Source organism: Achromobacter sp. (genome assembly GCF_050285585.1).
Classification (GTDB): domain Bacteria; phylum Pseudomonadota; class Gammaproteobacteria; order Burkholderiales; family Burkholderiaceae_B; genus Achromobacter.
The window spans coordinates 548,761-570,871 of the sequence record NZ_JBLZXF010000001.1 but is presented as its reverse complement, the minus strand read 5'-3'; the positions used below and the strand labels follow the sequence as shown (position 1 = coordinate 570,871).

Sequence of the window (22,111 nt, the reverse complement as noted above, 5' to 3'; positions counted from 1 at the left end):
GAGCAAGCCGGTGCCGACCACGACCGCCGCCGTCCCTGTCCAGGCGCCCCTGCGCCTGTACCATGCCCGCGGCGGCGCGCAAGGCCCGCCGCCATCGGACCCGGCCGCCGCGCTGGGTCCCGCCCTCTACGCGCGCCTGCGGCGGCGCGGGTTCAACGCGCTGCTGTTGCCGGCGCCCTGGTTGCTGGCTCCGGACAGCGCCACGCAGGCGCCCCTGGACGCCGACAGCGCCATGCTGGACGGCGTTGCCGTTCCGATCACGCAATGGTTCGACCGCGTCGCGGGGCAACTGGCAGAGCATGGGCTGGCGCTATACGTGGACGTCCTGCTGGACCGCTGTGCGCATAACGCGGTCGCGGGCACCTGCGGCCCGGACTGGTACTCGTCTCCGCCCGAGGATCCCGCGCGCGATCCTCGGCAGCCCGCCGAGGCCCGTCGCGTGCGGTACCTGCGCCCGGGCCCGCTGCCGGCGGGATTCCTGGCGTCCTGGATCGACCGCCTGGAACGCTGGGCCAGCCATGGCGTGACGGGTTTTGCCTTCCACGCGCCGCAAAGCCTGGCGGGTGACGATTGGGCGGCGCTGGCGACCAGGCTGAGGCGGCACCATCCCGGCCTGAGGCTGTTGGCCTGGGCTCCCGGCCTGGCTCCGGCCGCGCTTGCCGGGCTGCGCGGCGCCAGTTTCGACGGCCTGTTCTCATCGTTGCCGTGGTGGAATTTCAAGGCCGAGTGGCTGGCCGAGGAAGATGCGCGGCTGAGAGCGCTGGGCCCCGTCATCGCCTCGCCTCCCCAAGCGGACAAGGCATCGCCCGCAACGGCGGGCCGCGGCAGGCGCGCCCTCTGGGCGGCGGCGCTCTGCGCGGACGGCCTCATGCTGGACGATGGCGACGAACGCGTGCTACCGGACGTCGAGGCCGTCAACCGCTGGTTCGCCGACGCGGGCCTGAGGGGCCCGCTGCGCATGTCGGGCGGGCGAGACGGCCGCTGCACGGTGTTGCTGCGCGGCACCGCCGAAGGCGCTACGGCGGCGCTGGCGGTGAATCCGTCCGCCAGCGCCGCCGCCGAGCTGGACTGGGACGCGCTGGCGCCGATGCTGCCGGCCGCGGACATCGTCCCCCTTGCCCCGCCCGTCGGCGAAACGACGGCCGGCCATACGCTGGCGCCGGGTGATTGCGCCCTGTTCCTGCTCGAACCCACGCAGCCGGTGCGCGAGCCGTCGCGCCGCCATCGGGCCCGCGGGGATGGCAGCGCGAATCCGCGCATTGCCGTCGAACAGGCGGGCCCCGCGGTGGACGGCGGCGCTTTCGCCGTCAAGTGCATTCCCCATGAGCGCATCGTGGTCCAGGCGGACATCTACATGGATGGCCATGAGCAGCTGGCGGCCGAGCTGCGTTGGCGCGCGGTGGACGAAATGCGCTGGCGGACCGTGCCGCTCACGCGCGGCGAGAACGATCGCTGGGAGGCCGCGTTCCGGCCGCGCCGCATCGGCTCCCACGAGTTCGTCATCAGCGCCTGGCTCGATGCCTGGCAGACCTTCCGCCACGATCTTGAACTGAAACACCGGGCCGGCCTGGACCTGCGCCTGGAGATACAGGAGGGCCTGGCGCTGCTGCGCGACGCCCTGGCCCGGGGGGACGCCGCGCCGCCGGCCGATACCGCGCCCGTGCGCGATGCGCTGGACAGGCTGGCCCCTCCTGCTTCCGGCCAGGCCGAGCCCCCGGCCGCGGAACAGGTGTCCGTCCTGCTGGATGCGGACCTCGCGCGATCCATGCGCGCCCTGGACGACCGGCCGTTCGAAACCGTCAGCCCCCAACCCTATCCGCTCTGGGTGGACCGCGCCCAGGCCTGTTTCTCCAGCTGGTACGAATTGTTCCCGCGCTCCCAAGCGTCCGAGCCGGGCCGCCACGGGACGTTCGACGATGTCATCGCGCGTCTGCCCGACGTGCGCGCGATGGGTTTCGATGTGCTCTACCTGCCGCCCATCCATCCCATCGGGCAGCGCAACCGCAAGGGCCGCAACAACAGCCTGCGCGCCGGGCCGGGCGATGTCGGCAGTCCCTACGCCATCGGCGCCGCGGAAGGCGGGCACGACGCGATCGAGCCGCAGTTGGGCAGCCTGGAGGATTTCCTGAGACTGGTGGGCGCGGCCCGGGAGCATGGCATGGAAATCGCGCTGGATTTCGCGATCCAGTGCTCGCCCGACCATCCCTGGCTGTCGCAGCACCCCGACTGGTTCTCCTGGCGCCCGGACGGCTCGCTGCGCTATGCCGAGAATCCGCCCAAGAAGTACGAGGACATCGTCAACGTCGGGTTCTACGGCCCGCCGCCCCGGCGCGCGCGCAAGCTTGCCCTGTGGCGGGCGCTGCGCGACGTGGTGCTGTTCTGGGCCCGGCACGGCGTGCGCATCTTCAGGGTAGACAATCCCCACACCAAGCCGCTGCCCTTCTGGCAATGGCTGATCGCCGACGTCCATGCCGAGTACCCGGACGTGATCTTCCTGTCCGAGGCCTTCACCCGGCCGAAGATGATGTACCGGCTGGCCAAGGTCGGCTTCAGCCAGTCGTATACCTACTTCACCTGGCGCAACGACAAGGCCGAGCTCGCGGCGTACCTGCGGGAAGTCTCGTCGCCGCCCGTCGCGGACTTCTTCCGCCCGCATTTCTTCGTCAACACGCCCGACATCAATCCGTACTTCCTGCAGACGTCCGGGCGACCGGGCTTTCTGATCCGCGCCGCCCTGGCGGCGCTGGGCGCCGGCCTGTGGGGCGTATACAGCGGGTTCGAGCTCTGCGAGGCGGCCGCGTTGCCGGGCCGGGAGGAATACCTGGACTCGGAGAAGTACGAACTGCGCCAGCGCGACTGGCACGGCCCGGGGAACATCCGCGCCGAGATCGCCCGGCTGAACCAGATCCGCCGCGCGAATCCGGCCCTGCAAAGCCATCGGGGCCTGACGCTCGCGGACAGCGGCAACGAGCGCGTGCTGGCGTTCTACAAGAGCACGCCAGGCCACGGCAACGTGGTGTTGGCCGCGATCAGCCTGGACCCGTTCCAGCCGCAGGCGGCGCGCATCGAGGCGCCGTTCTGGCTGTTCGGCGAGCCCGACGAGGGCCTGCTCGCCGCCGAGGACCTGCTGGGGGAAAGCCGCGAGTCCTGGCAGGGCAAGACGCGCAGCCTGACGCTGCATCCCGATCAACCCTATCGTGTGTGGCGCCTGTCGCTGCACGGATGACATTGCACTCTTTGACATGATCAGCGAAACCCAGCCTATCCAGGACGACGACCTCTGGTACAAGGATGCGGTCATCTACCAGTTGCACGTCAAGTCCTTCTTCGATTCGAACGGCGACGGCGTCGGCGACCTGCCCGGCCTCGTCTCCAAGCTGGACTACATCGCGAACCTGGGCGTCAATACGATCTGGCTGCTGCCCTTCTACCCTTCGCCGCGCCGCGACGACGGGTACGACATCGCCGACTACCGCGGCGTGCACGCCGACTATGGCACTGTGGCCGACGTGCGCAAGCTGATCCGGGCGGCGCATGCGCGCGGCCTGCGCGTCATTACCGAGCTGGTGGTGAACCACACCTCGGACCAGCACCCATGGTTCCAGCGGGCCCGGGCCGCCAAGCCCGGCTCGGCGGCCCGCAACTTCTATGTCTGGTCGGACAACGATAAGGCCTACGCCGACACCCGCATCATCTTCTGCGACACGGAGAAATCCAACTGGACCTGGGACCCGGTCGCGAACGCGTACTTCTGGCACCGTTTCTATTCCCACCAGCCGGACCTGAACTACGACAATCCGCAGGTGCTGAAAGAAGTGCTGTCGGTCATGCGGTACTGGCTGGACATGGGCGTGGACGGATTGCGCCTGGATGCCGTGCCCTACCTGGTGGAGCGGGAAGGCACCAACAACGAGAACCTCCCGGAAACGCACGAAGTGCTCAGGCAGATACGGGCCGTGATCGACGCCGAGTACCCGCATTGCCTGTTGCTGGCAGAGGCCAACCAATGGCCCGAGGACGCGCAGGAGTACTTCGGCGAGGGCGACGAATGCCATATGTCGTTCCATTTCCCGCTGATGCCCCGGATGTACATGGCGATCGCCCAGGAAGACCGTTTTCCCATCACCGACATCATCCGGCAGACCCCCGATATTCCCGCTTCGTGCCAGTGGGCGATCTTCCTGCGCAACCACGACGAACTGACGCTGGAAATGGTGACCAGCCGCGAGCGCGACTATCTCTGGAACGTGTATGCGGCCGATCCACGCGCCCGCATCAACCTGGGCATCCGCCGGCGGCTGGCCCCATTGCTGGAGCGCGACCGCCGCCGCGTGGAACTGATGAACAGCCTGTTGCTGTCCATGCCCGGCACGCCGGTGCTCTATTACGGCGACGAGTTGGGCATGGGCGACAACGTGCATCTGGGCGACCGCGACGGCGTGCGCACGCCGATGCAATGGTCTCCGGACCGCAATGGCGGGTTTTCGCGCGCGGATCCGGAGCGGCTGCCGCTGCCCGTGCTGATGGGGCCGCTGTACGGCTACGAAGCCGTCAACGTCGAGGCGCAGCAGCGCGACCCCCACTCCCTGCTTAACTGGACCCGCCGCCTGCTGGCCCAGCGCGGCCAGAGCCGGGCCTTCGGGCGGGGCGCGCTGCGCTTCATCTTCGCCGGCAACCGCAAGATCCTCGCCTACCTGCGCCAATGGCAGGACACGACCATTCTGTGCGTGGCGAATCTTTCCAACGCGGCCCAGCCGGTGGAGCTGCCCCTGCAGGAGTTCGCAGGCCGCGTGCCCGTCGAGATGCTGGGTGGCACACCGTTCCCGGCGATCGGCGAACTGCCCTATCTGTTGACGCTGCCGCCCTACGCGTTCTATTGGATGGACCTGAGCGTGGACGCCGCCCCGCCCGACTGGCATGCCACCGCGCCGGCCCAGATGCCCGAATTGGTCACCCTGGTGCTGCGCGCGCGGGGCGGGGCCGCGCTGACGGACGCCTCGCGCGAGACGCTGGAACGCGAAATCCTGCCGCAGTACCTGGCGCGTCAGCGCTGGTACCCGGCAAGCGAACCGCCGGCGCGCGCGCGCCTGGCCTACGCCACGCCATTCACCACCGCCAGTGGGGAATACTACTGGGCCGAGGTCGAGCCCCAGGATGGCGTCACCGGCCTGCGCGCCCAGGCGCCCTTCGTGCTGGTCTGGGACGAAAGCGCGCCCATCCAGTACGCCATCGCCCGGGTCCGCCGCGGCGCCGAGGTCGGCATGCTGGCCGACGCCTTCCTGCAGCCCGGCTTCGTCCACGGCGTCCTCAAGGCGCTGCAGGCCGGCACCGAGCTGGACGGACGCAGCGGCGGCAAGCCCGGTGACAAGCCGGGCGTCATCCGATTTCTGCCGGAACAGGGGCTGGCCGCGCTGGAGATTGCCGACGATGCCGAACTGCAATGGCTCACCGCCGAGCAATCGAACAGTTCGGTCATCGTCGGCGGCCAGGTCATCCTGAAACTGATCCGCGCCGTGCGGGCCGGCGGCTCGCCCGAAGCGGAGATGACCCGCTATCTCACGCATGCGGGCTACGCCAACGTTCCGGCGCTGCTGGGCGAAGTGCAGCGCGTCGACGCGGACGGCGTCGTCCACACCCTGGCGATCGCGCACCGCTACGTCGCCAACGAAGGCGACGCCTGGAACTGGACGCTGGACACCCTGAAGCGCACGCTGGCCAATGCGCTGCTCGTCGGACAGGATCCCGAGGAATTCGAACAGGGGCTGCAGGGCTACGCGGCGATGGCAACCACCATCGGCGCGCGCCTGGCGGAGATGCATGCCGCGCTGGCGCAACCCACGGAAGATCCGGCCTTCCGCCCGCGCCGGGCAAGCCAGGCGGACGCCGACGCGCGAGCCCGGCACGTGCAGCGTCTGCTGGAACGGGCCGAACGCGACCTGCGCGCGCGCTTCGATCAACTGGAAGCGCCCTCGCGCGCCTGCGCGGAATGGTATTTCGAGCACCATGCCCGGCTGGCGGCCCGCGTGGCCGCCATGGCGCAGGCCGAAACGGGCGTCCTGTGCCTGCGCACGCACGGCGACTTCCACCTGGGACAGGTGCTGGTGGCCCAGGCCGATGCCTATATCATCGATTTCGAAGGAGAACCCGCCAGCGGCCTGCGCGCGCGCCGCGCCCTGGCGTCGGCCTACCGGGACGTCGCGGGCATGTTGCGGTCCTTCGACTATGCGGCGGCTTCCATGGCCCGCGCCGATGCCATCGGCGGCGGCCCGGCGGACGCCAATGCCGGGGCGGCCGAGACGCCGGGCGCGCCCGCCGCGGCGGCCACGGCGGAACGGCGCGATGCGCTGCTGGCGCGCTTCCGGCTGCGCGCGGCCGAAGCCTTTCTGCAGGGTTACCGCGACGCCCGCCCTTCGATCCTGATCCCGTCCGAGGACCAGGAGGCCTCGCTGCTCGCCTTGGCCCAGCTGGAAAAGGCCGCCTACGAGGTGAGCTACGAAGCGGCTCACCGGCCGGACTGGATCTCGATTCCCTTGTGCGCGCTGACGGAGCTGGCCCGCCATCTCTTGCTGTCGGCCGCGATCGAAGCGGAAGGAAAATCGTCATGAGCCAGGATGCGCGGACCGATTCGGGCGATGCGATGGGCTTGGTCGATGCGGCCGAGCTGGCCGCGCTGGCGGCCGGCCTGCACCCGGATCCCTTTGCGGTGCTGGGACCGCATCACGGGTGGTTGCGTGTGTATGCGCCGGGCGCGCTGGGTGTCGACGCGCTGGATCCGCAAGGCGCGCGCACGCCGCTGCGCGAGCAGGGGCAAGGCCTGTATGCCGGCCAGGTGCCCTACGCCCGCCCGGGCGACGGCGCGTCGTACCGGCTCGCCATCCGCTGGCCCGGCGCGCAACAGCTGACCGAGGACCCCTACGCGTTCGGGGCGCTGCTGGACGAAGACACGCTGCGCGAACTCGCCGACGGATCCTGGCGCCGCGCCGCCGAGGCGCTGGGCGCGCGCCTGGCGGACGTGGACGGCGTATCGGGCCTGCGTTGCGCGGTGTGGGCGCCCAACGCCAAGCGCGTCGCGGTCGTGGGGGACTTCAATGGCTGGGACGCCCGTCGCCACGGTATGCGCCTGCGGCACCGCGCGGGAGTCTGGGAAATCTTCATCCCCGGCATCCAGCCGGGCGAACGCTACAAATTCGCGATCACCGATGGGGCCGGCCGCCAGCAGCTGAAGGCCGATCCCATGGCCCGCCGCAGTGAAGCGCCTCCGGCCACGGCATCCGTCGTGGACGACCCCACCCCCTATTCCTGGAAGGACAAGGCATGGATGCAAGAACGACTCGAACGCCACGCTCCCTCCGCCCCGATCTCGATCTACGAAGTGCACGCCGGCTCCTGGGCCGCGCCCGGCGACGGCGCCTGCCTCTGGGACCAGTTGGCCGACAAGCTGCCCGCCTACGCGCGCGCCATGGGATTCAGCCATGTGGAACTCATGCCGATCATGGAACACCCGTTCGGCGGATCCTGGGGCTACCAGCCTTTGGGCATGTTCGCGCCGACCGCCCGATATGGGCCGCCCGCCGCCTTCGCCCGCTTCGTCGACCGTTGCCACGGCGCCGGTATCGGCGTCATCCTGGACTGGGTGCCCGCGCACTTCCCCGATGACGCGCACGGACTGGCCCGCTTCGACGGCACCGCGTTGTACGAGTACGAAGATCCGCGCGAAGGCTACCACCCCGACTGGCACACCCTGGTCTACAACCTGGGCCGGACCGAAGTAAAGGCCTTCATGATCGCCAGCGCGCTGCACTGGCTGAGACACTTCCACGTCGACGGCTTGCGCGTGGATGCCGTGGCCTCGATGCTGTACCGCGATTACAGCCGGCAGCCCGGCCAATGGATCCCCAACCGCTACGGCGGGCGCGAGAACCTGGAGGCCGTGCGCTTCCTGCAGGACCTGAACAGCGCCGTGCGCGAGGCGGTCCCCGACGCGATCATGGTGGCCGAGGAGTCCACGGCCTGGCCCGGGGTGACGGCGCCCGTGGCCGATGGCGGCCTGGGGTTCCACTACAAATGGAACATGGGCTGGATGCACGACACGCTGCGCTACCTGGCGCACGATCCTGTGCACCGCAAGCACCATCATCACGACGTCACGTTCGGCATGGTGTACGCGTACAGCGAGCGCTTCATCCTGCCGCTCTCGCACGACGAAGTGGTGCACGGCAAGGGTTCGTTGCTGGGCAAGATGCCTGGATACACGGCTGCCCGGCAGGCCAACCTGCGCGCCTATCTCGCGTTCATGTGGGCGCATCCCGGCAAGAAGCTGCTCTTCATGGGCGGGGAGCTGGCCCAGCCGACGGAATGGAACCACGACGCCGCCCTGGACTGGAACCTGCTCGACCACCCGGGCCATCGCGGCATGCAACGCCTGGTCGCCGACCTGAACGGCCTGTATCGCGCCCTGCCCGCCCTGCACGCGCTGGACGCCGATCCGGCGGGATTCGCCTGGTCGATTCTCGACGACCGCGACAACAGCGTCGTCGCATTCGTCCGCAGCGACGGGCAGAGCCACCTGCTGGCGGTCTCGAATTTCACGCCCGTCGCCCGCCACGACTATTGCATCGGCGTTCCGCGCGCGGGCTCCTGGGCCGAGAAACTGAATACCGACGCCGCGGACTACGGCGGCAGCGGCCAGGGCAACGGCGGACGCGCCCGCACGGCCGAGGTGTCCGCGCATGGGCAGCCCCAGGCCTTGTCCCTGACCCTGCCGCCCCTGGCCACCCTTTTCCTATTGCACGAGGGTTGAACGCATGGACCCCACTCAATTGACGCGCATCCATAGCGGCCTGCCCTATCCCCTGGGCGCGGTCAGCGACGGGCTGGGCGTGAATTTCGCCGTCTTCTCCGCGAACGCCACCCGCATCGAGCTCTGCCTGTTCGATACCAGGGCCCGCAAGGAGTTGCGCCGCTTCGACCTGCCGGAATGCACCGACGAAATCTGGCACGGCTACCTGCCGGACGCGCATCCGGGGCTGGTCTACGGCTACCGCGTCCACGGCCCCTACGACCCGCGCAATGGCCACCGCTTCAATCCCCACAAGCTGCTCCTGGATCCCTACGCGCGCCAGCTGACGGGGCCGTTGCGCTGGAGCGACGCGCTCTTCGGCTATCGCATGAACAATGCGCGCGCCGATCTCACCTTCGACCGGCGCGACAGCGCGCCGGCCATGCCCAAGGCGATCGTGGCCGAGGAAGCGCCATTCATCTGGGGCAACAGCCGCCCGCCGGCCACGCACTGGAGCGACACCACCGTCTACGAGGTCCACGTGCGCGGCGCCTCGATGCTGCGGGAGGACCTGCGGCCGCCGCTGCGCGGCACCTGCTCGGCCCTGGCCGACCCGCGCTTCATCGAACACCTCCAGCGCCTTGGCGTCACCGCCGTGGAACTGCTGCCCGTCCATGCCTTCCTGCAAGACCGCTTCCTCACCGAACGCGGACTGCGCAACTACTGGGGCTACAGCACGCTGTCCTACTTCGCGCCAGAGCCCTCCTACCTGCAGCACCATCCCAACGAGCTGCGCCAGGCGATCCGCCGGCTGCATGCCGCCGGCATCGAGGTGATCCTCGACGTCGTCTACAACCATACCTGCGAAGGCAATGAACTGGGGCCGACACTGTCCTGGCGCGGGTTCGATAACGCCAGCTACTACCGGCTGGTGCCCGGCGACGAGCGCCACTACATCAACGACACCGGCTGCGGCAACACGGTCAACCTCTCGCATCCGCGCGTGCTGCAGATGGTCACGGACTCGCTGCGGTACTGGGCGGCCTCCTACGGCGTGGACGGCTTCCGCTTCGACCTGGGCGTGACCCTGGGCCGCGAAGGCACTGGCTACGATCCCGGCTCGGGCTTCTTCGACGCCATCCTGCAGGACCCGGTCCTGTCGCGCCTGAAGCTGATTTCCGAACCCTGGGACGTCGGCCCGGACGGCTACCAGCTGAGCAATCATCCGCCCGGCTTCGCGGAATGGAACGACAAGTTCCGCGACACCGTGCGCCGCTACTGGCGCGGCGACGACGGCACGCGGGGCGACATGGCGGCCCGCCTTTGCGGTTCGCGGGACCTGTTCGACCGCCGCCACCGGCGCCCCTGGGCGACGGTCAACTACGTCGCGTCGCACGATGGCTTCACGCTGGCCGACCTCGTCAGCTACGACCGCAGCCACAACGAGCCCAACGGCGAGGACGGCAACGACGGCCACGCCGAAAACTACAGCCGCAACTGGGGCGAGGAAGGCCCCACGCAGGATCCGTCCATCCAGGAGACGCGGACGCTGGTGCAGCGCGCCCTGCTCGCCTGCGTGTTGCTGTCGGACGGCACGCCCATGCTGCTGGCGGGAGATGAATTCGGCAACAGCCAGTCGGGCAACAACAATGCCTATTGCCAGGACAATGAGGTGTCCTGGCTGGACTGGACGCAGGCCCAGGGCGATGCCGGCCGCGAACTGAGCCGTTACGCGGCTCGACTGCTTGCGCTGCGCCGCGCGCACCCCAGCGTGCGCGCCGCCCGCTATGGCGACGCAAGCCGCGAACCGAGTCCTGGCATCGCGGCCATTGCCTGGTTCGACGCCGACGGCGCCGCGCTCGACGAAGCGGCGTGGGCCTCCGAACAGGAACGCGTGCTGGCGCTGCGCCGGGCCGCGCCGAGGGAGGACGGCAGCGTCGATATCACCCTGTTGATGCTGAATCCCGGGCAGGAAGCGGTGGCGTTCCATCTGCCGGGGCCTGCCCTGGCCTGGATCCGCGAACTGGATTCCGCGACCCTGGCGCCGGCGATTCCCCTGTCCGGGGACGCCGTGACCGTGGCCGCGCACAGCGTGGTGCTGCTGGCCGCGGCGCAAGTGAACGGGGAGGCGCCATGACCCACCAGCCTTGCCCGGTCGGTGCCCTGCCCCTGGCGAGCGGCGTCACGCGGTTCCGCCTGTGGGCGCCGTCCGCGCTCGCGGGTCTGGCGCTGGAGGTCGAAGGCCACCCGCCCATCCGGCTGCGTCCCGATGCCGACGGCTATGTCCAGGCGGACGTCGATTGCCCGCCGGGCGCCCGCTACCGTTACCGGCTCGATACCGGAATCGCCGTGCCGGATCCGGCTTCCCGGCTCCAGGATGGCGACGTGCATGGCGACAGCATCGTCGTCGCGCCGGACGCCTATCCGTGGCGCCATCCGGACTGGGCCGGCCGTCCGTGGGAAGAAAGCGTGCTCTACGAAACGCATGTCGGCCTGGAAGGCGGCTTTGCGGGATTGGAGGCGCGGCTGCCCGAACTCGCGGCGCTGGGGATCACGCTGCTCGAACTGATGCCCATCGCCGATTTTCCCGGGCCGCGCAACTGGGGCTATGACGGCGTGCTGCCCTATGCGCCGGACACGGCCTACGGCACGCCCGATGAACTGAAGCGCCTGATCGACGCCGCGCACGGGCTGGGCATGGGGGTGATGCTGGACGTGGTCTACAACCATTTCGGCCCGGATGGCAACTACCTGTCGAGCTATGCCGCGCCCTTCTTCAGGCGGGACATCCGCACGCCGTGGGGCGACGCCATCGATTTCCGCCAGCCGGCCGTGAGCCAGTTCTTCAAGGACAACGCGGTGTACTGGCTGACCGAGTACCGTTTCGACGGGCTTCGGCTGGACGCCGTCCATGCGATCGCCGGGCCCGAATGGCTGCTTGAACTGGCCGCCGACGTGCGCCGGCGCGTCCCCGCCGCGCGCCGTGCGCACCTCGTCGTGGAGAACGACGACAATCGCGCGAGCCTGCTGCGGGGCGATTATGACGCGCAATGGAACGACGATGCCCATCACGTGCTGCATCGCCTGCTGACCGGCGAAACCCAGGGCTATTACGCCGATTACGCCGATCGGCCCGCGCAGGCGCTGGCGCGTTGCCTCGCGGAAGGTTGGCTGTACCAAGGCCAGGTTTCGCGCTACCGCGGCGGGCAGCCGCGCGGCGAGCCCAGCGCAGGGCTGCCGCCCACCGCATTCGTGCTTTTCCTGCAGAACCACGACCAGACCGGCAACCGGGCGCTGGGGGAACGTCTCGCCGGCCTGGTGGACGGCCCCGATCGCCTGCGGGCGGCGGTCGCGCTCCAACTGCTCGCGCCGCAGATTCCGCTGATATTCATGGGCGAAGAGCGCGGATCGCGCACCCCTTTTCTCTACTTCACCAGCCACGCCGACCCTGCCCTGGCCCAGGCGGTGCGCGAGGGCCGGCAGCGCGAGTTCTCGCGTTTCGCCGCATTCTCGGACGCGGCTTCCCGCCTGCCGGATCCCAATGATCCCGCGACCTATGACGCAAGCCGGCCGAGCCCGGGCGAGGACGCCCAGGCCTGGATGCGCGATTACGCCGCGCTGCTGCGGCTGCGCGCCCGCCTGATCGCGCCCAGGCTCGCGGGCGCGGCCAGCCTGGGCGCCTGCGCAATGGGCGGGCATGCGGTGTTTGCCCGCTGGGAACTGGCCGACGGCGCGCGGTTGTCCGTCTATGCGAACCTGGGGCCGCGGCGCCAGCCTGTGCCTGCCCCCTTGCTGCCGGGCGCGGACCCGCGCGCCGCCCTGCTGTTCGAATCGCGGCCCGGCGGCTGCGATGCCCTGGCCCGCGGCGGGCTCGGCGGCGACACCACGGTGTGGTTGCTGGAGGAAGCGGCATGAGCGCGGCCGGCCAGCAGAGTCCCGGTCTGTCCGAGCTGGCGGCCCGCGCGGGCATTGCGGAACGCTGGACGGATGCCCGGCTGCGTCCGCAGCGCGTGTCCGCCGACACCCTGCGGGCGCTGCTGGGCGGCTTGGGGCTGCCCGCAAGCAGCGAGCGCGACATACGCGAAAGCGCCCGGCGCCTGTCCGAGGACGCCGCCCGGCTTCCGCCGCTGCTGGCCGCGCGCGGCGGCGCCATGCTGGCGCTGCCGGCCGATGCGCAAGGCGCGTATCAAATCAGTTGCGAGTCCGGCCGGCTCATCGAGGGCGCCATCGCGCCCGCGGCTGCGGGCGGCAGTCCGCTGCTGGCCGTGCCCGAGGAACCCGGCTACCACGCGCTCTCCCTCTCGTCAGGCCAGACTTCGGTGCTGGCGGTCGCGCCCCGGCAGGCGCCCAGCCTGGCCGAACTGACGGGACAGGACGGGGCCAGATGCTGGGGCTTGTGCGCGCAGGTCTACAGCCTGAGGCGCTCGCCCGCTGCCGGAACCCTGGGCCCGGAAGACGCTTTCGGGGATTTCGGCGCGCTGCGCGAACTGGCCGTCCTGGCGGCCGGGCAAGGCGCGGACGCCCTGGCCATCAGCCCCGTGCATGCCATGTACGCCGCCCAGCCCGGCCGCTGCAGCCCTTACGCCCCGTCGAGCCGGCTGTTCCTGAATACGCTATATGCCAACCCGGCCGCCGTCCTCGGCGTCGCGGCGCTACGGCGCGCCCAGGTCGAGGAACCGGGCGGACCGGACGCCTCCGCCTGGATCGACTGGCCGCGCGCCGGCCTGCGCCGCCAACGCCTGCTGCGGGTCCTGCACCGCCAGTTCCGGACGGTGGCCGCCGCGGACTTGCGGGAACGCTATGCGCGCTTCTGCAATGAACAGGGCCAGGCCTTGCGGGATCACGCCGTGTTCGAATCGCTGCATGCGGTGCGCGGCGGCGATGCGTCGCCCTGGACGCAGTGGCCGGTGCAATGGCGGAATCCGGCGTCGGCTGCGGTGCGGCGCTTCGCCCGGATGCACGCCTTCGAAGTGGATTTCCATCAGTTCGCCCAGTGGCTTGCCGCTGAAAGCCTCGCCATCGCGCATGCCGCGGGCCGGGAGGCCGGGATGCGCCTGGGCCTGATCGCCGACCTGGCCGTCGGCGACAGCCCGGACGGCAGCCACGCATGGAGCCGGCAGGCCGATCTGATGCCGCGCATGTCTATCGGGGCTCCGCCCGACCTCCACAATCCGCTGGGCCAGAACTGGGGCCTGACCGCGTTTTCGCCCCGGGCGCTCGCGGCCTCCGGTTACGCGGCCTTCATCGACATGCTGCGCGCCACCCTGGCGAACGCGGGCGGCGTGCGCATCGATCACATCCTGGGGATGGCGCGCCTGTGGCTGGTGCCCGATGGCGCGCCTCCCAGCGGCGGCGCCTATCTGCGCTATCCGATGGAAACGCTGCTCGCGCTGACGGTCCTGGAAGCCTGGCGTCATCGGGCGCTCGTCATCGGCGAAAACCTGGGCACGGTGCCCGAAGGATTCAACCAGGCGCTCTCCGGGCACGGCGTCCTGGGCATGAATGTGCTGTGGTTCATGCGCCAGGCGCGGAACATGGCGCCCGGCGAGACCGCGGACGCGCCGCCCGAGGCCCCCGCGCCCTTCGCCGCCGCAGCCGCATGGCCCGCCGATTCGGCCGCGATGACCACCACCCACGATCTGCCCACCGCGCGCGGCTGGTGGACGGAGCGCGACATCGAATGGCGCGTCAAGCTCGGCCTGCTGGGACCGGAAGACAGCGAGGACGCGCTGCGGCGCGATCGCGCCGCCGACCGCAAGCTGCTGTCGCAAGCGATCGGCAGCGGAACCGGCGCGCGCGATTCCGAAGCGCCGCTGGCGGACATGCTGCGCTTTGTGTCTTCCACCCCCTGCCCGCTGCTGCTGGTACCCATGGAGGACCTGACGGGCGCGCTGGACCAGCCGAACCTGCCCGGCACGATAGACACGCACCCGAACTGGCGCCAGCGCCTGCCGCTGGACAACCGCGCCTGCTTCGCCGACCCCGCGCCGCGCCTGCGGCTGGACGCCGCGCGGGCCGGCAGGGGCCGGCCATGAATGCGCCGCGCGCCACGGCACGGCTGCAACTGCATGCCGGGTTCACGCTGGACGACGCCCGCGCCCGCGTGGGCTACTACGCGGATATGGGAATCAGCCATCTGTATCTGTCGCCCATTACCCGCGCCCGCGCCGGATCCACGCATGGGTACGACGTAATCGACCACGCCGCCGTCAATCCCGAGCTGGGCGGCGAGCCGGCCCTGGAACGCCTTGCGCAGGCGGCCCGCCGGCGCGGGCTGGGACTGATCGCGGACATTGTGCCCAATCACATGGCCGCCGATCCGGCCAACGCCTGGTGGCGCGACGTGCTGGCCCTGGGACAGGCCAGCGCCTATTCCCGGCATTTCGACATCGATTGGCATGCGCCCGACCCCGCATTGCGCGGCAGGATCCTGCTGCCCGTCCTGGCGGATCCCTATGGCGATGCGCTGGCGCGCGGCGATATCCGCCTGCGCCAGGGGCCCGCTGAAGGCTTGTTCGAAATCGAAACGCCCGGCGGGCGCTACCCCGTTGCCGCCTCGTCGATACCCCGCGGATTCGGCGGCCAGGCGCTGCTGCGGCTGCACGACCCGCGCGGGCGCGACGGACGCGAACGCCTGCACGGCATGCTGGAGCGCCAGCATTACCGGCTGGCATGGTGGCGCACCGCGCCGGATCAGATCAATTGGCGGCGCTTCTTCGAAATCAGCGAACTGGTAGGCGTGCGGGTCGAGGACGAAGCCGTCTTCGACGCTGTCCATGCGCTGGTCTTGCGGCTGTATGCGCAGGGCATCCTGGACGGCCTGCGGATCGACCACGTCGATGGGCTGGCCTCGCCGGGCGCGTATCTGCGCCGCCTGCGCCAGGGCCTCGCCAGGGCGGGCCCGGCCCGGCCCGCGGCCTGCGCACAGGACCGCGCCTACCTGGTGGTGGAAAAGATCCTGGCGCCGGGCGAGGCGCCGGACCCGCGCTGGCCGATGGACGGCACGACCGGCTACGACTTCATGGACCAGGCCGGCGCGCTGCTGCACGCGCCGTCCGCCGAGGTCCCGCTGCGCGCGTTCTGGCAAGCCCTGACGGGGGACACGCGCACCCCGAGGGTGCAGCTGGAAGCGGCTCGCCAGCGCATGCTTGAGCGGCACTTTCCTGCCGAGCGGCTGGCGCTGGCGCGCAGCCTGGAACGCATTGCGCGGCAGGACGCGCGCACCAGGGACTGGACCGCGAACGCCATCGACCGCGTGCTGTCCGCCGTGCTCAGGGCTTTTCCCGTTTATCGGAGCTATGCCGAGGACGGCGGCCGCGGCCAGGCCGACCGCGAGGCGTGCCGCAAGGCCTTGCAACGCGCCGCGGCTCTGCTGGACGCTCGCCCCGGCGGCGCGGACGCGGCCCTGCTCGCGGAGCTGGACCGGTGGCTGGACGGCGAGGAACTTCCCGGCCTGGAGCCGCGGGCCCGAGCGGAACGCTTCGAGGCGCTGCGCCGCTTCCAGCAATTGACGCCGCCCTTGGCCGCCAAGGCGCTGGAAGACACGCTTTTCTACCGCTACGGACCGCTGCTTTCGCGTAACGAAGTAGGCGCGTCGCCCGATCGCTTCGCCCTGTCCCCGTCCGCCTTCCACGCGTTGGTTGAGGCGCGCGCCCGCTCGCATCCGCGCGCCATGCTCGCCACGGCCACGCATGACCACAAGCGCGGCGAAGACGCGAGGGCGCGCCTGGCCGCCCTGAGCGAAATGCCGGAGCAATGGCGCGATGAGGCGCTGCGCTGGATCCAGGCATTGCCGGCGGACGGCGCGCCCACCCTGGCCGACCGTTATATGCTCGTCCAGACGCTCGTCGGCGCCTGGCCGGCGGATTGGGACGCGAGCCGGGCGGCGCAGCCCGACGGCGCGGTGGCGCAATGGCTGGAGCGCGTGTCGCAATGGCAGTTGAAGGCCCTGCGCGAAGCCAAGCTGCATACCAGCTGGACGGATCCGGACTCCGCCTATGAAGACGCCGCGGGCAGCCAGATCGCCTACCTGCTTGACGACCCGGCGGGCCGCGGATTGCTGGGAGAGATCGCCGCCTTCGCATGCGGATTGGCGCCGGCGGGCATGATCAATAGTCTTACGCAGACGCTGCTGCGTAATACGCTGCCCGGCGTTCCGGACCTATACCAGGGCACGGAATTGTGGGATTTCAGCCTGGTCGATCCCGATAACCGGCGTCCGGTCGACTATGCGCGCCGCGAGGCGCTTCTGGCCAGCGCGAGAAGCGCCCCGGCCATCGACCTGTCGGCGCCGGCCTGGCGCGCCGGCTCGGTCAAACAGGCGCTGATACAGCGGCTGCTTGCCGCCCGCTCGCAGTTGCCGGCGCTGTTTGCGCAAGGCGCATGCATCCCCTTGGCGGCGCGCGGCGCGCGAGCGGCGCATGCGCTCGCCTGGCTGCGACGGCGCCAGGACCAGCGCGCCTTGATCGTCGCGCCGCGCTTGTGCGCGCTGGCGTTGGCCGGCTATGCCTGCGGCAGCCCCGCCGACGCGCGCGGCTTTTGGGCAGACACGGCACTGAGCCTGCCCGACGAGATGGCCGGCGGCGCCTGGCGGGACGCGACGGACGGCCGACGGCTGCGCCCGCTGCCCGATGGCAGCCTGCTGCTGGCCGAGATACTGCGCGATATGCCGGTCGCGCTGTGCCTGTCCGTCGACGCCTGATCGATGCAGGATCGTCAGCGCGGCATCTTGCCTTGCTGCCCCGGCGCGTGGCCCTGTTGCTGACGGTCTTTTTCGACCTGCTGGCTTTGCTGACCGGGTTGCTGGCCGGGTTGCCGGCGCTCGCCGGGGGATTCCTGGGCCTGCTGTTTCTGGGGCTGCTTTTGCTGGTCGGGCTGGTTCTGCGTGGACATTGCTAGTCTCCTGATAAGCGGACACATTCCGCCGGACTAGCGATAGCAACCCGCGTGCCCAAACGCGCTCCGCCCGGCCCGGCGCGCGCAAGCAGCGGCCGGCCCCGGAGCCATGCGGAGAGATCGGTAAAGGCAGGACCCGGCCGGTAAATCCTGCGCAGGCGGATGCGCTATTGCGTGGTGACGTGGCGCGCGCGGCGCGGGGGACCGGCGTCCTGCTTGACGTCCTCGTACTCGTCCAGCCAGGGCGAAGCATAGGGCGCGGACGCGGCCAGGGCATCGCCCCGCTCGCGCTGCGTGCGCAGGCGCATCATCAATTCGTCCAGTGGCATGGGGCGGCCCAGCGCGAACCCCTGCCCGTAGCGGCAGCCGGCCGCGCGCAACGCCGGAATGTCGGCCATGTTCTCCACCCCTTCCGCCACCACGCGGCGCCCGAGCCGGTTCGCGAGTTCGGCGGCCGTGCGCAGCACCTCGAAGGCCACGGCGCTGCGCCGCATGCGGGTGACGAAATACTGGTCGATCTTCACTTCGGACAGCGGGATGGCCGACAGCAGCTTCAGGGAGGCATGCCCGGTGCCGAAATCATCCAGGCTCACCTCGCATCCGGCGTTCTCCAGTTTGAGAAGCGAGGCGCGCAGCACATCCAGTTCCCGGATGGGCTGGTCTTCGGTCAGTTCCACCCGCACCAGCGAGGCCGGCAGTTCCGCCGCATGGATGCGCCCCAGCAGGAAATCCACCGAGCGTTCGTCCGACAGCGTGGAAGCGGGCGCGTTGATCGCGACCGGCACGGCGATGCCGGCGCGCCGCAAGGTGAGCAGCATGTCGATCACCCGCAGGCTGACGCGTTCGAAGAGGATCTTGTCCAGGCCCAGGCGGTTGACCGCGGGGATGAACTCGCCGGGCATGATGATGCCCAGCCTGGAATGTTGCCAACGGGCCAGCGCTTCGGCCGATACGATCCGGCCCGTCAATAGGTCCACCTGCGGCTGCAACAGCATGCGCAGGCCATCCTTGCCTGTAACCATGGCTGCGATCTCGTCGTCGCTCGCCATTGAGCTTCTGGAAGCCTCGTGATTCGACGTCATGTCGACGCTCCTTGGGCGCCCCTGGGCAAAGCCTGCGCTGTCCGGGCGCAGAAAGAGGCACATTGGACGTGAGCATTCCCAGCTACAAGGATTTTTATGCGATTTCTCACATTTGTTCCAGGCAAATTTGCGTGTTTGACGCGGCAAAGTCACAGATATGTAACTACCCGTATGCCCGCCCTCCTGCGGCAGCGGCGTTCCATAGCGTGGACAGGCCGTGACGAAACGCCTTGCCGGCGTGGTAGGGTTTGCTTCCTCATCCCCTGCCTTCCTGTCTCGCGTGAAGAATCCGTTTTCCCGCTGGCGCGCTTCCGTGCGCAATGTCCTGTGGCTGGACGCCCTGCAAGCCGCCGCCATCAGCGCGGCGCCGGTCATCCTGGCGGTGCTGGCCAATGAGCCGCGCCTGGGCTGGACCGCCATCGCCGCCTTCTGGGCCTGCTTCGGCGATCCTGGCGGGCCGTTGCGACAGCGCGCGGGCGCCATGCTTGCGCTCGGGCTGATCGGCGCGCTGTTCTGCTTCCTGGCCAGCGCCAGCGCCAGTCATCTTTTGTTGCTATTGCCGCTGACCTTTTTGTGCTGCACCTTCGGCGGCCTGTTGCGGGTGCTGGGCCCGGCGGCGGCCATCGTCGGCACCCTGCTGTCCGCAGGTTTCGTGGTGGCGGCGGAGCTTCCCGCGCCCACCCTCGCCGAGAGCCTGTCCTATTCCCTGTTCTTCCTGGCGGGCGCGGTCTGGGCGGTCCTGATGACGGCCCTGGTGTGGCGGCGCCGCCCCTGGAAGGACGCCACGCTTGCGGTTGCGCATTGCTATCGCGGCCTGGCGGACTTCGCCGCGGCGCTGGCTCACCTGTATTCCGGCCTGGCGCCCGACGCGGGGCCGCAGGCCTGGAGCGCGGTTACCCGGCCCCATCGCAGCGCCCAGCGGGCGGCGCTCGAAGCCGCGCGGGCGCGCATTCGCGAAGTGCAGGACGCGCGGCCTTCCCGGCGCGCCCGCTCGCACCAGCTGCTTTATCTGCTGGACAGCGCGGAGGACAGTTTCATTGCGCTGGTCGCGGCCGCGGACCTCCTGGAATCGCACGCGCCGCGCTGGCTGGGCCGCGGCGCGGGAGCGCACCTTTCGCAGGCGCTGCATCGCTATGCGGCGCTCTGCAATGCCATCGCCAGCACCTCGGACGTCAACGACCCCAGGCAGGCCGAGTGCCTGCGCGAGCGGCTGGCGCACTACGGCGCGGGCTTGCGCGAACTGCGCGGCAGCGCGCTGGCCCACGCGCCGGACCTGGCCAGCATGGCCCCGGTGCTGGACCGCCTGCAGCAGACCGCGCAGGCCGTCGCCCAATCGCTCTTCGATCACGGCAGCCCGCCCGCCGCGCCGTCGCGCGAACGGTTGGCGGAACACCCCGTCCGCGACGCCTGGCGCACGCTGCGCCAGAATCTGCGCTTCGAGTCCGACGCGTTCCGCCACGCCCTGCGCGTAGGCGTGGGCGCGACCATCGCCGTCGCCTTGTCCAAGACCTTTGCCGTCAATCACGGCTACTGGATGTCCCTGACGCTGGTTTTCATCCTGCAACCCTACTTCGCCACCACCTGGCAGCGCACCTTCGAGCGCGTCCTGGGCAGCGTCGCCGGCGCCATCGGGGCATCGCTGCTCGGTCTCGCGCTCGGCACGCCGCTGTCCGTCGCGCTGGCGGTGCTTCCCATCGCCCTAGGCACGTTCGCCGCTCGCACCATCCACTATGCGTTGTTCACCTTCTTCCTGACGTCCCAGTTCGTGCTGGTCACCCATATCCAGCAACCGGAGATCTATGAGCCCACGCTGGCCGCGCTGCGGGCGTTCAACAGCGTGCTGGGCGGCATCCTGGCGCTGCTGGTGGGTTTCCTGGTCTGGCCCGAAAAAGAGCCGCGCCAGCTGGCCGGCGCGCTGGCCCGCGCGCTGGAACGCCACGCCGCCTACGCGCAGGCCCTCGTCGAACGCAAGGCCGGGGACGGCGGCGCGCCGGACGTCGTGGGGCTGCGCCGCGAAGCCTGCCTGTCGGCCGACAACGCGCAGGCATCGTTGCAGCGCTTGCAGCAGAACCCGGTGCACCGGGACCGCAACGTCGATACGGCCGTGAACCTGCTGAACGCGATGCGGCGCATCACGGCGGCCGGCACCGTGCTGGAGATCCAGCCGCCGCTGCCCGCCGGCACGCCCGCGGCGGCCGCGCTGCGCGACTACGGCCACGCCCTGGCCGGCGCGCTGCATCCGCAGGGGCTGGCCTCCGGCGCCGGCTCGCGGCCGCTGACCCTGCCCGGGGACGTTGCGATGGCCGCCCCTGACCTGGCCGGCCCGCTGGACCGCATCGCCCAGCAGGCGCGCCTGATACGGCAGCTGCGCGAACGGGTCGAACGCGCGCCGGCCTCGCACTAGGGCGGGGGGTTGCGCCATGTCCGGGAAACTGCCGGCCTCTTGACCCGCGTCAAAGGCCGTTCTCCGGGAACGCGCAACCATGTGGGTATCGGACGCCCAACCCAAGGAGGCCTATATGTACCGCCGCATTTCCGTCCATCTGGACCATGGATTCGACTGCAAGCGCCGCATCGACGCGGCGCTCGCCCTGGCCAGGCGCCACAAGGCCGAACTGGTCGGCATCTACGCCAACGCCGCCCCGCCGCAGTACTACTACGGTGAGTCCGTGCTCATGTCGCGGGCCACCGCCGTCATGAAAGAGATCCAGACGCAAAGCCGGGACGCGGTGCAGAACGGTTTCCTGGCATCGGCGGCCGCGTCCGACGTGCCCGCCGTGGTGCGCGCGGGGGAAGCCTCGCCCAGCGCCACCGTCGCGCTGTTGGGGCGCACCAGCGACCTCATCATCGTCAGTCAGGAAAACCGGCAGGATGTGGAAGCCGCCCATGAAATCGAATTCGTCGAGCAGACGCTGCTGACGGCCGGCCGGCCCGTCCTGGCGCTGCCTTCCAGCGGCGAGTTTCCCGTGATCGGCGACCGCGTGCTGTGCTGCTGGGACGGCAGCCGCGAGGCCGCCCGCGCGCTGGCGGACGCCGCGCCCATCCTGCGCCTGGCTTCGCACATGATCGTGCTGACCATGGACGAAGGCGAATCCAACGGCAAGGGCGATATCCCCTTCGATGACCTGGCCAGCTACTGCGTGGCCCAGGGCATGCCGGCGCCCGAGCACGTGCGCCGCGACGTCAAGGGGGTGGGCGTGGGCAGCACCATCCTGAATGCCGCCGCCGACTACAGCGCGGACCTGCTGGTCATGGGCGCCTACGGCCACAGCAAGTTCCGCCAATGGGCGCTGGGCGGCGCAACCGCCTCCATCCTGAAGAGCATGACCCTGCCGGTCATGTTCTCCCACTAGCG

11 protein-coding genes are annotated in these 22,111 nt (G+C 70.1%); 9 read left to right on the top strand and 2 right to left on the bottom strand.

Annotation, left to right across the window (positions count from 1 at the left end; all coding sequences use genetic code 11):
- The first annotated feature begins 10 nt into the window (after nt 1-10).
- From ACN6PJ_RS02640 to treY, 7 genes are read left to right on the top strand one after another with little or no spacing between them, the layout of a single operon-like run.
- Nucleotides 11-3,226: an alpha-1,4-glucan--maltose-1-phosphate maltosyltransferase gene (locus ACN6PJ_RS02640; protein WP_427994339.1), complete on the top strand. Its 3,216-nt coding sequence runs from the start codon at nt 11-13 to the stop codon at nt 3,224-3,226.
- Between the two features lie 16 nt (nt 3,227-3,242).
- Nucleotides 3,243-6,605 carry a maltose alpha-D-glucosyltransferase gene (gene treS / locus ACN6PJ_RS02635; RefSeq protein WP_427994338.1) on the top strand — a complete coding sequence of 1,121 codons (3,363 nt, stop codon included), beginning with the start codon at nt 3,243-3,245 and terminating at the stop codon, nt 6,603-6,605.
- Entirely contained in the window at nt 6,602-8,800 is a 2,199-nt protein-coding gene (gene glgB / locus ACN6PJ_RS02630; RefSeq protein ID WP_427994337.1) for a 1,4-alpha-glucan branching protein GlgB, read from the top strand. The genes treS and glgB overlap by 4 nt, the downstream gene beginning before the upstream one ends.
- Before the next feature lie 4 nt (nt 8,801-8,804).
- The gene (glgX, locus tag ACN6PJ_RS02625) at nt 8,805-10,916 is read left to right on the top strand and encodes a glycogen debranching protein GlgX (protein ID WP_427994336.1); all 2,112 of its coding nucleotides are present in this window, start codon (nt 8,805-8,807) and stop codon (nt 10,914-10,916) included.
- Entirely contained in the window at nt 10,913-12,694 is a 1,782-nt protein-coding gene (gene treZ, locus ACN6PJ_RS02620; RefSeq protein ID WP_427994335.1) for a malto-oligosyltrehalose trehalohydrolase, read from the top strand. Before glgX ends, treZ begins: the two co-directional genes overlap by 4 nt.
- Nucleotides 12,691-14,814, top strand: coding sequence for a 4-alpha-glucanotransferase (gene malQ, locus ACN6PJ_RS02615; protein WP_427994334.1), 2,124 nt, complete (start codon nt 12,691-12,693; stop codon nt 14,812-14,814). The genes treZ and malQ overlap by 4 nt, the downstream gene beginning before the upstream one ends.
- Nucleotides 14,811-17,480 (top strand): malto-oligosyltrehalose synthase, encoded by a 2,670-nt coding sequence (treY, locus tag ACN6PJ_RS02610; protein ID WP_427994333.1) that lies wholly within the window; start codon nt 14,811-14,813, stop codon nt 17,478-17,480. Before malQ ends, treY begins: the two co-directional genes overlap by 4 nt.
- Before the next feature lie 14 nt (nt 17,481-17,494).
- Here treY and ACN6PJ_RS02605 read toward each other — a convergent pair whose 3' ends face one another.
- On the bottom strand, nt 17,495-17,671 hold the full coding sequence (locus ACN6PJ_RS02605) for a hypothetical protein (protein WP_427994332.1): 177 nt from the start codon (nt 17,669-17,671) through the stop codon (nt 17,495-17,497).
- Nucleotides 17,672-17,841: 170 nt separating this feature from the next.
- Nucleotides 17,842-18,756, bottom strand: coding sequence for an EAL domain-containing protein (locus tag ACN6PJ_RS02600; RefSeq protein WP_427994331.1), 915 nt, complete (start codon nt 18,754-18,756; stop codon nt 17,842-17,844).
- A gap of 217 nt (nt 18,757-18,973) precedes the next feature.
- Between ACN6PJ_RS02600 and ACN6PJ_RS02595 the strand changes: the two genes are divergently transcribed.
- Together ACN6PJ_RS02595 and ACN6PJ_RS02590 are read left to right on the top strand one after the other, a co-directional pair.
- Nucleotides 18,974-21,160, top strand: a complete 2,187-nt coding sequence (locus ACN6PJ_RS02595; protein WP_427994330.1) for an FUSC family protein — start codon at nt 18,974-18,976, stop codon at nt 21,158-21,160.
- 115 nt (nt 21,161-21,275) lie between these two features.
- Nucleotides 21,276-22,109, top strand: coding sequence for a universal stress protein (locus ACN6PJ_RS02590; protein ID WP_427994464.1), 834 nt, complete (start codon nt 21,276-21,278; stop codon nt 22,107-22,109).
- The last annotated feature ends 2 nt before the right edge of the window (nt 22,110-22,111 follow it).

Coding starts and splice junctions, on each gene's coding strand:
- treS (WP_427994338.1), top strand. CDS start 3,243: ATGATCAGCGAAACCCAGCCTATCCAGGACGACGACCTCTGGTACAAG.
- glgB (WP_427994337.1), top strand. CDS start 6,602: ATGAGCCAGGATGCGCGGACCGATTCGGGCGATGCGATGGGCTTGGTC.
- glgX (WP_427994336.1), top strand. CDS start 8,805: ATGGACCCCACTCAATTGACGCGCATCCATAGCGGCCTGCCCTATCCC.
- treZ (WP_427994335.1), top strand. CDS start 10,913: ATGACCCACCAGCCTTGCCCGGTCGGTGCCCTGCCCCTGGCGAGCGGC.
- malQ (WP_427994334.1), top strand. CDS start 12,691: ATGAGCGCGGCCGGCCAGCAGAGTCCCGGTCTGTCCGAGCTGGCGGCC.
- treY (WP_427994333.1), top strand. CDS start 14,811: ATGAATGCGCCGCGCGCCACGGCACGGCTGCAACTGCATGCCGGGTTC.
- ACN6PJ_RS02605 (WP_427994332.1), bottom strand. CDS start 17,671: ATGTCCACGCAGAACCAGCCCGACCAGCAAAAGCAGCCCCAGAAACAG.
- ACN6PJ_RS02600 (WP_427994331.1), bottom strand. CDS start 18,756: ATGACGTCGAATCACGAGGCTTCCAGAAGCTCAATGGCGAGCGACGAC.
- ACN6PJ_RS02590 (WP_427994464.1), top strand. CDS start 21,276: ATGTACCGCCGCATTTCCGTCCATCTGGACCATGGATTCGACTGCAAG.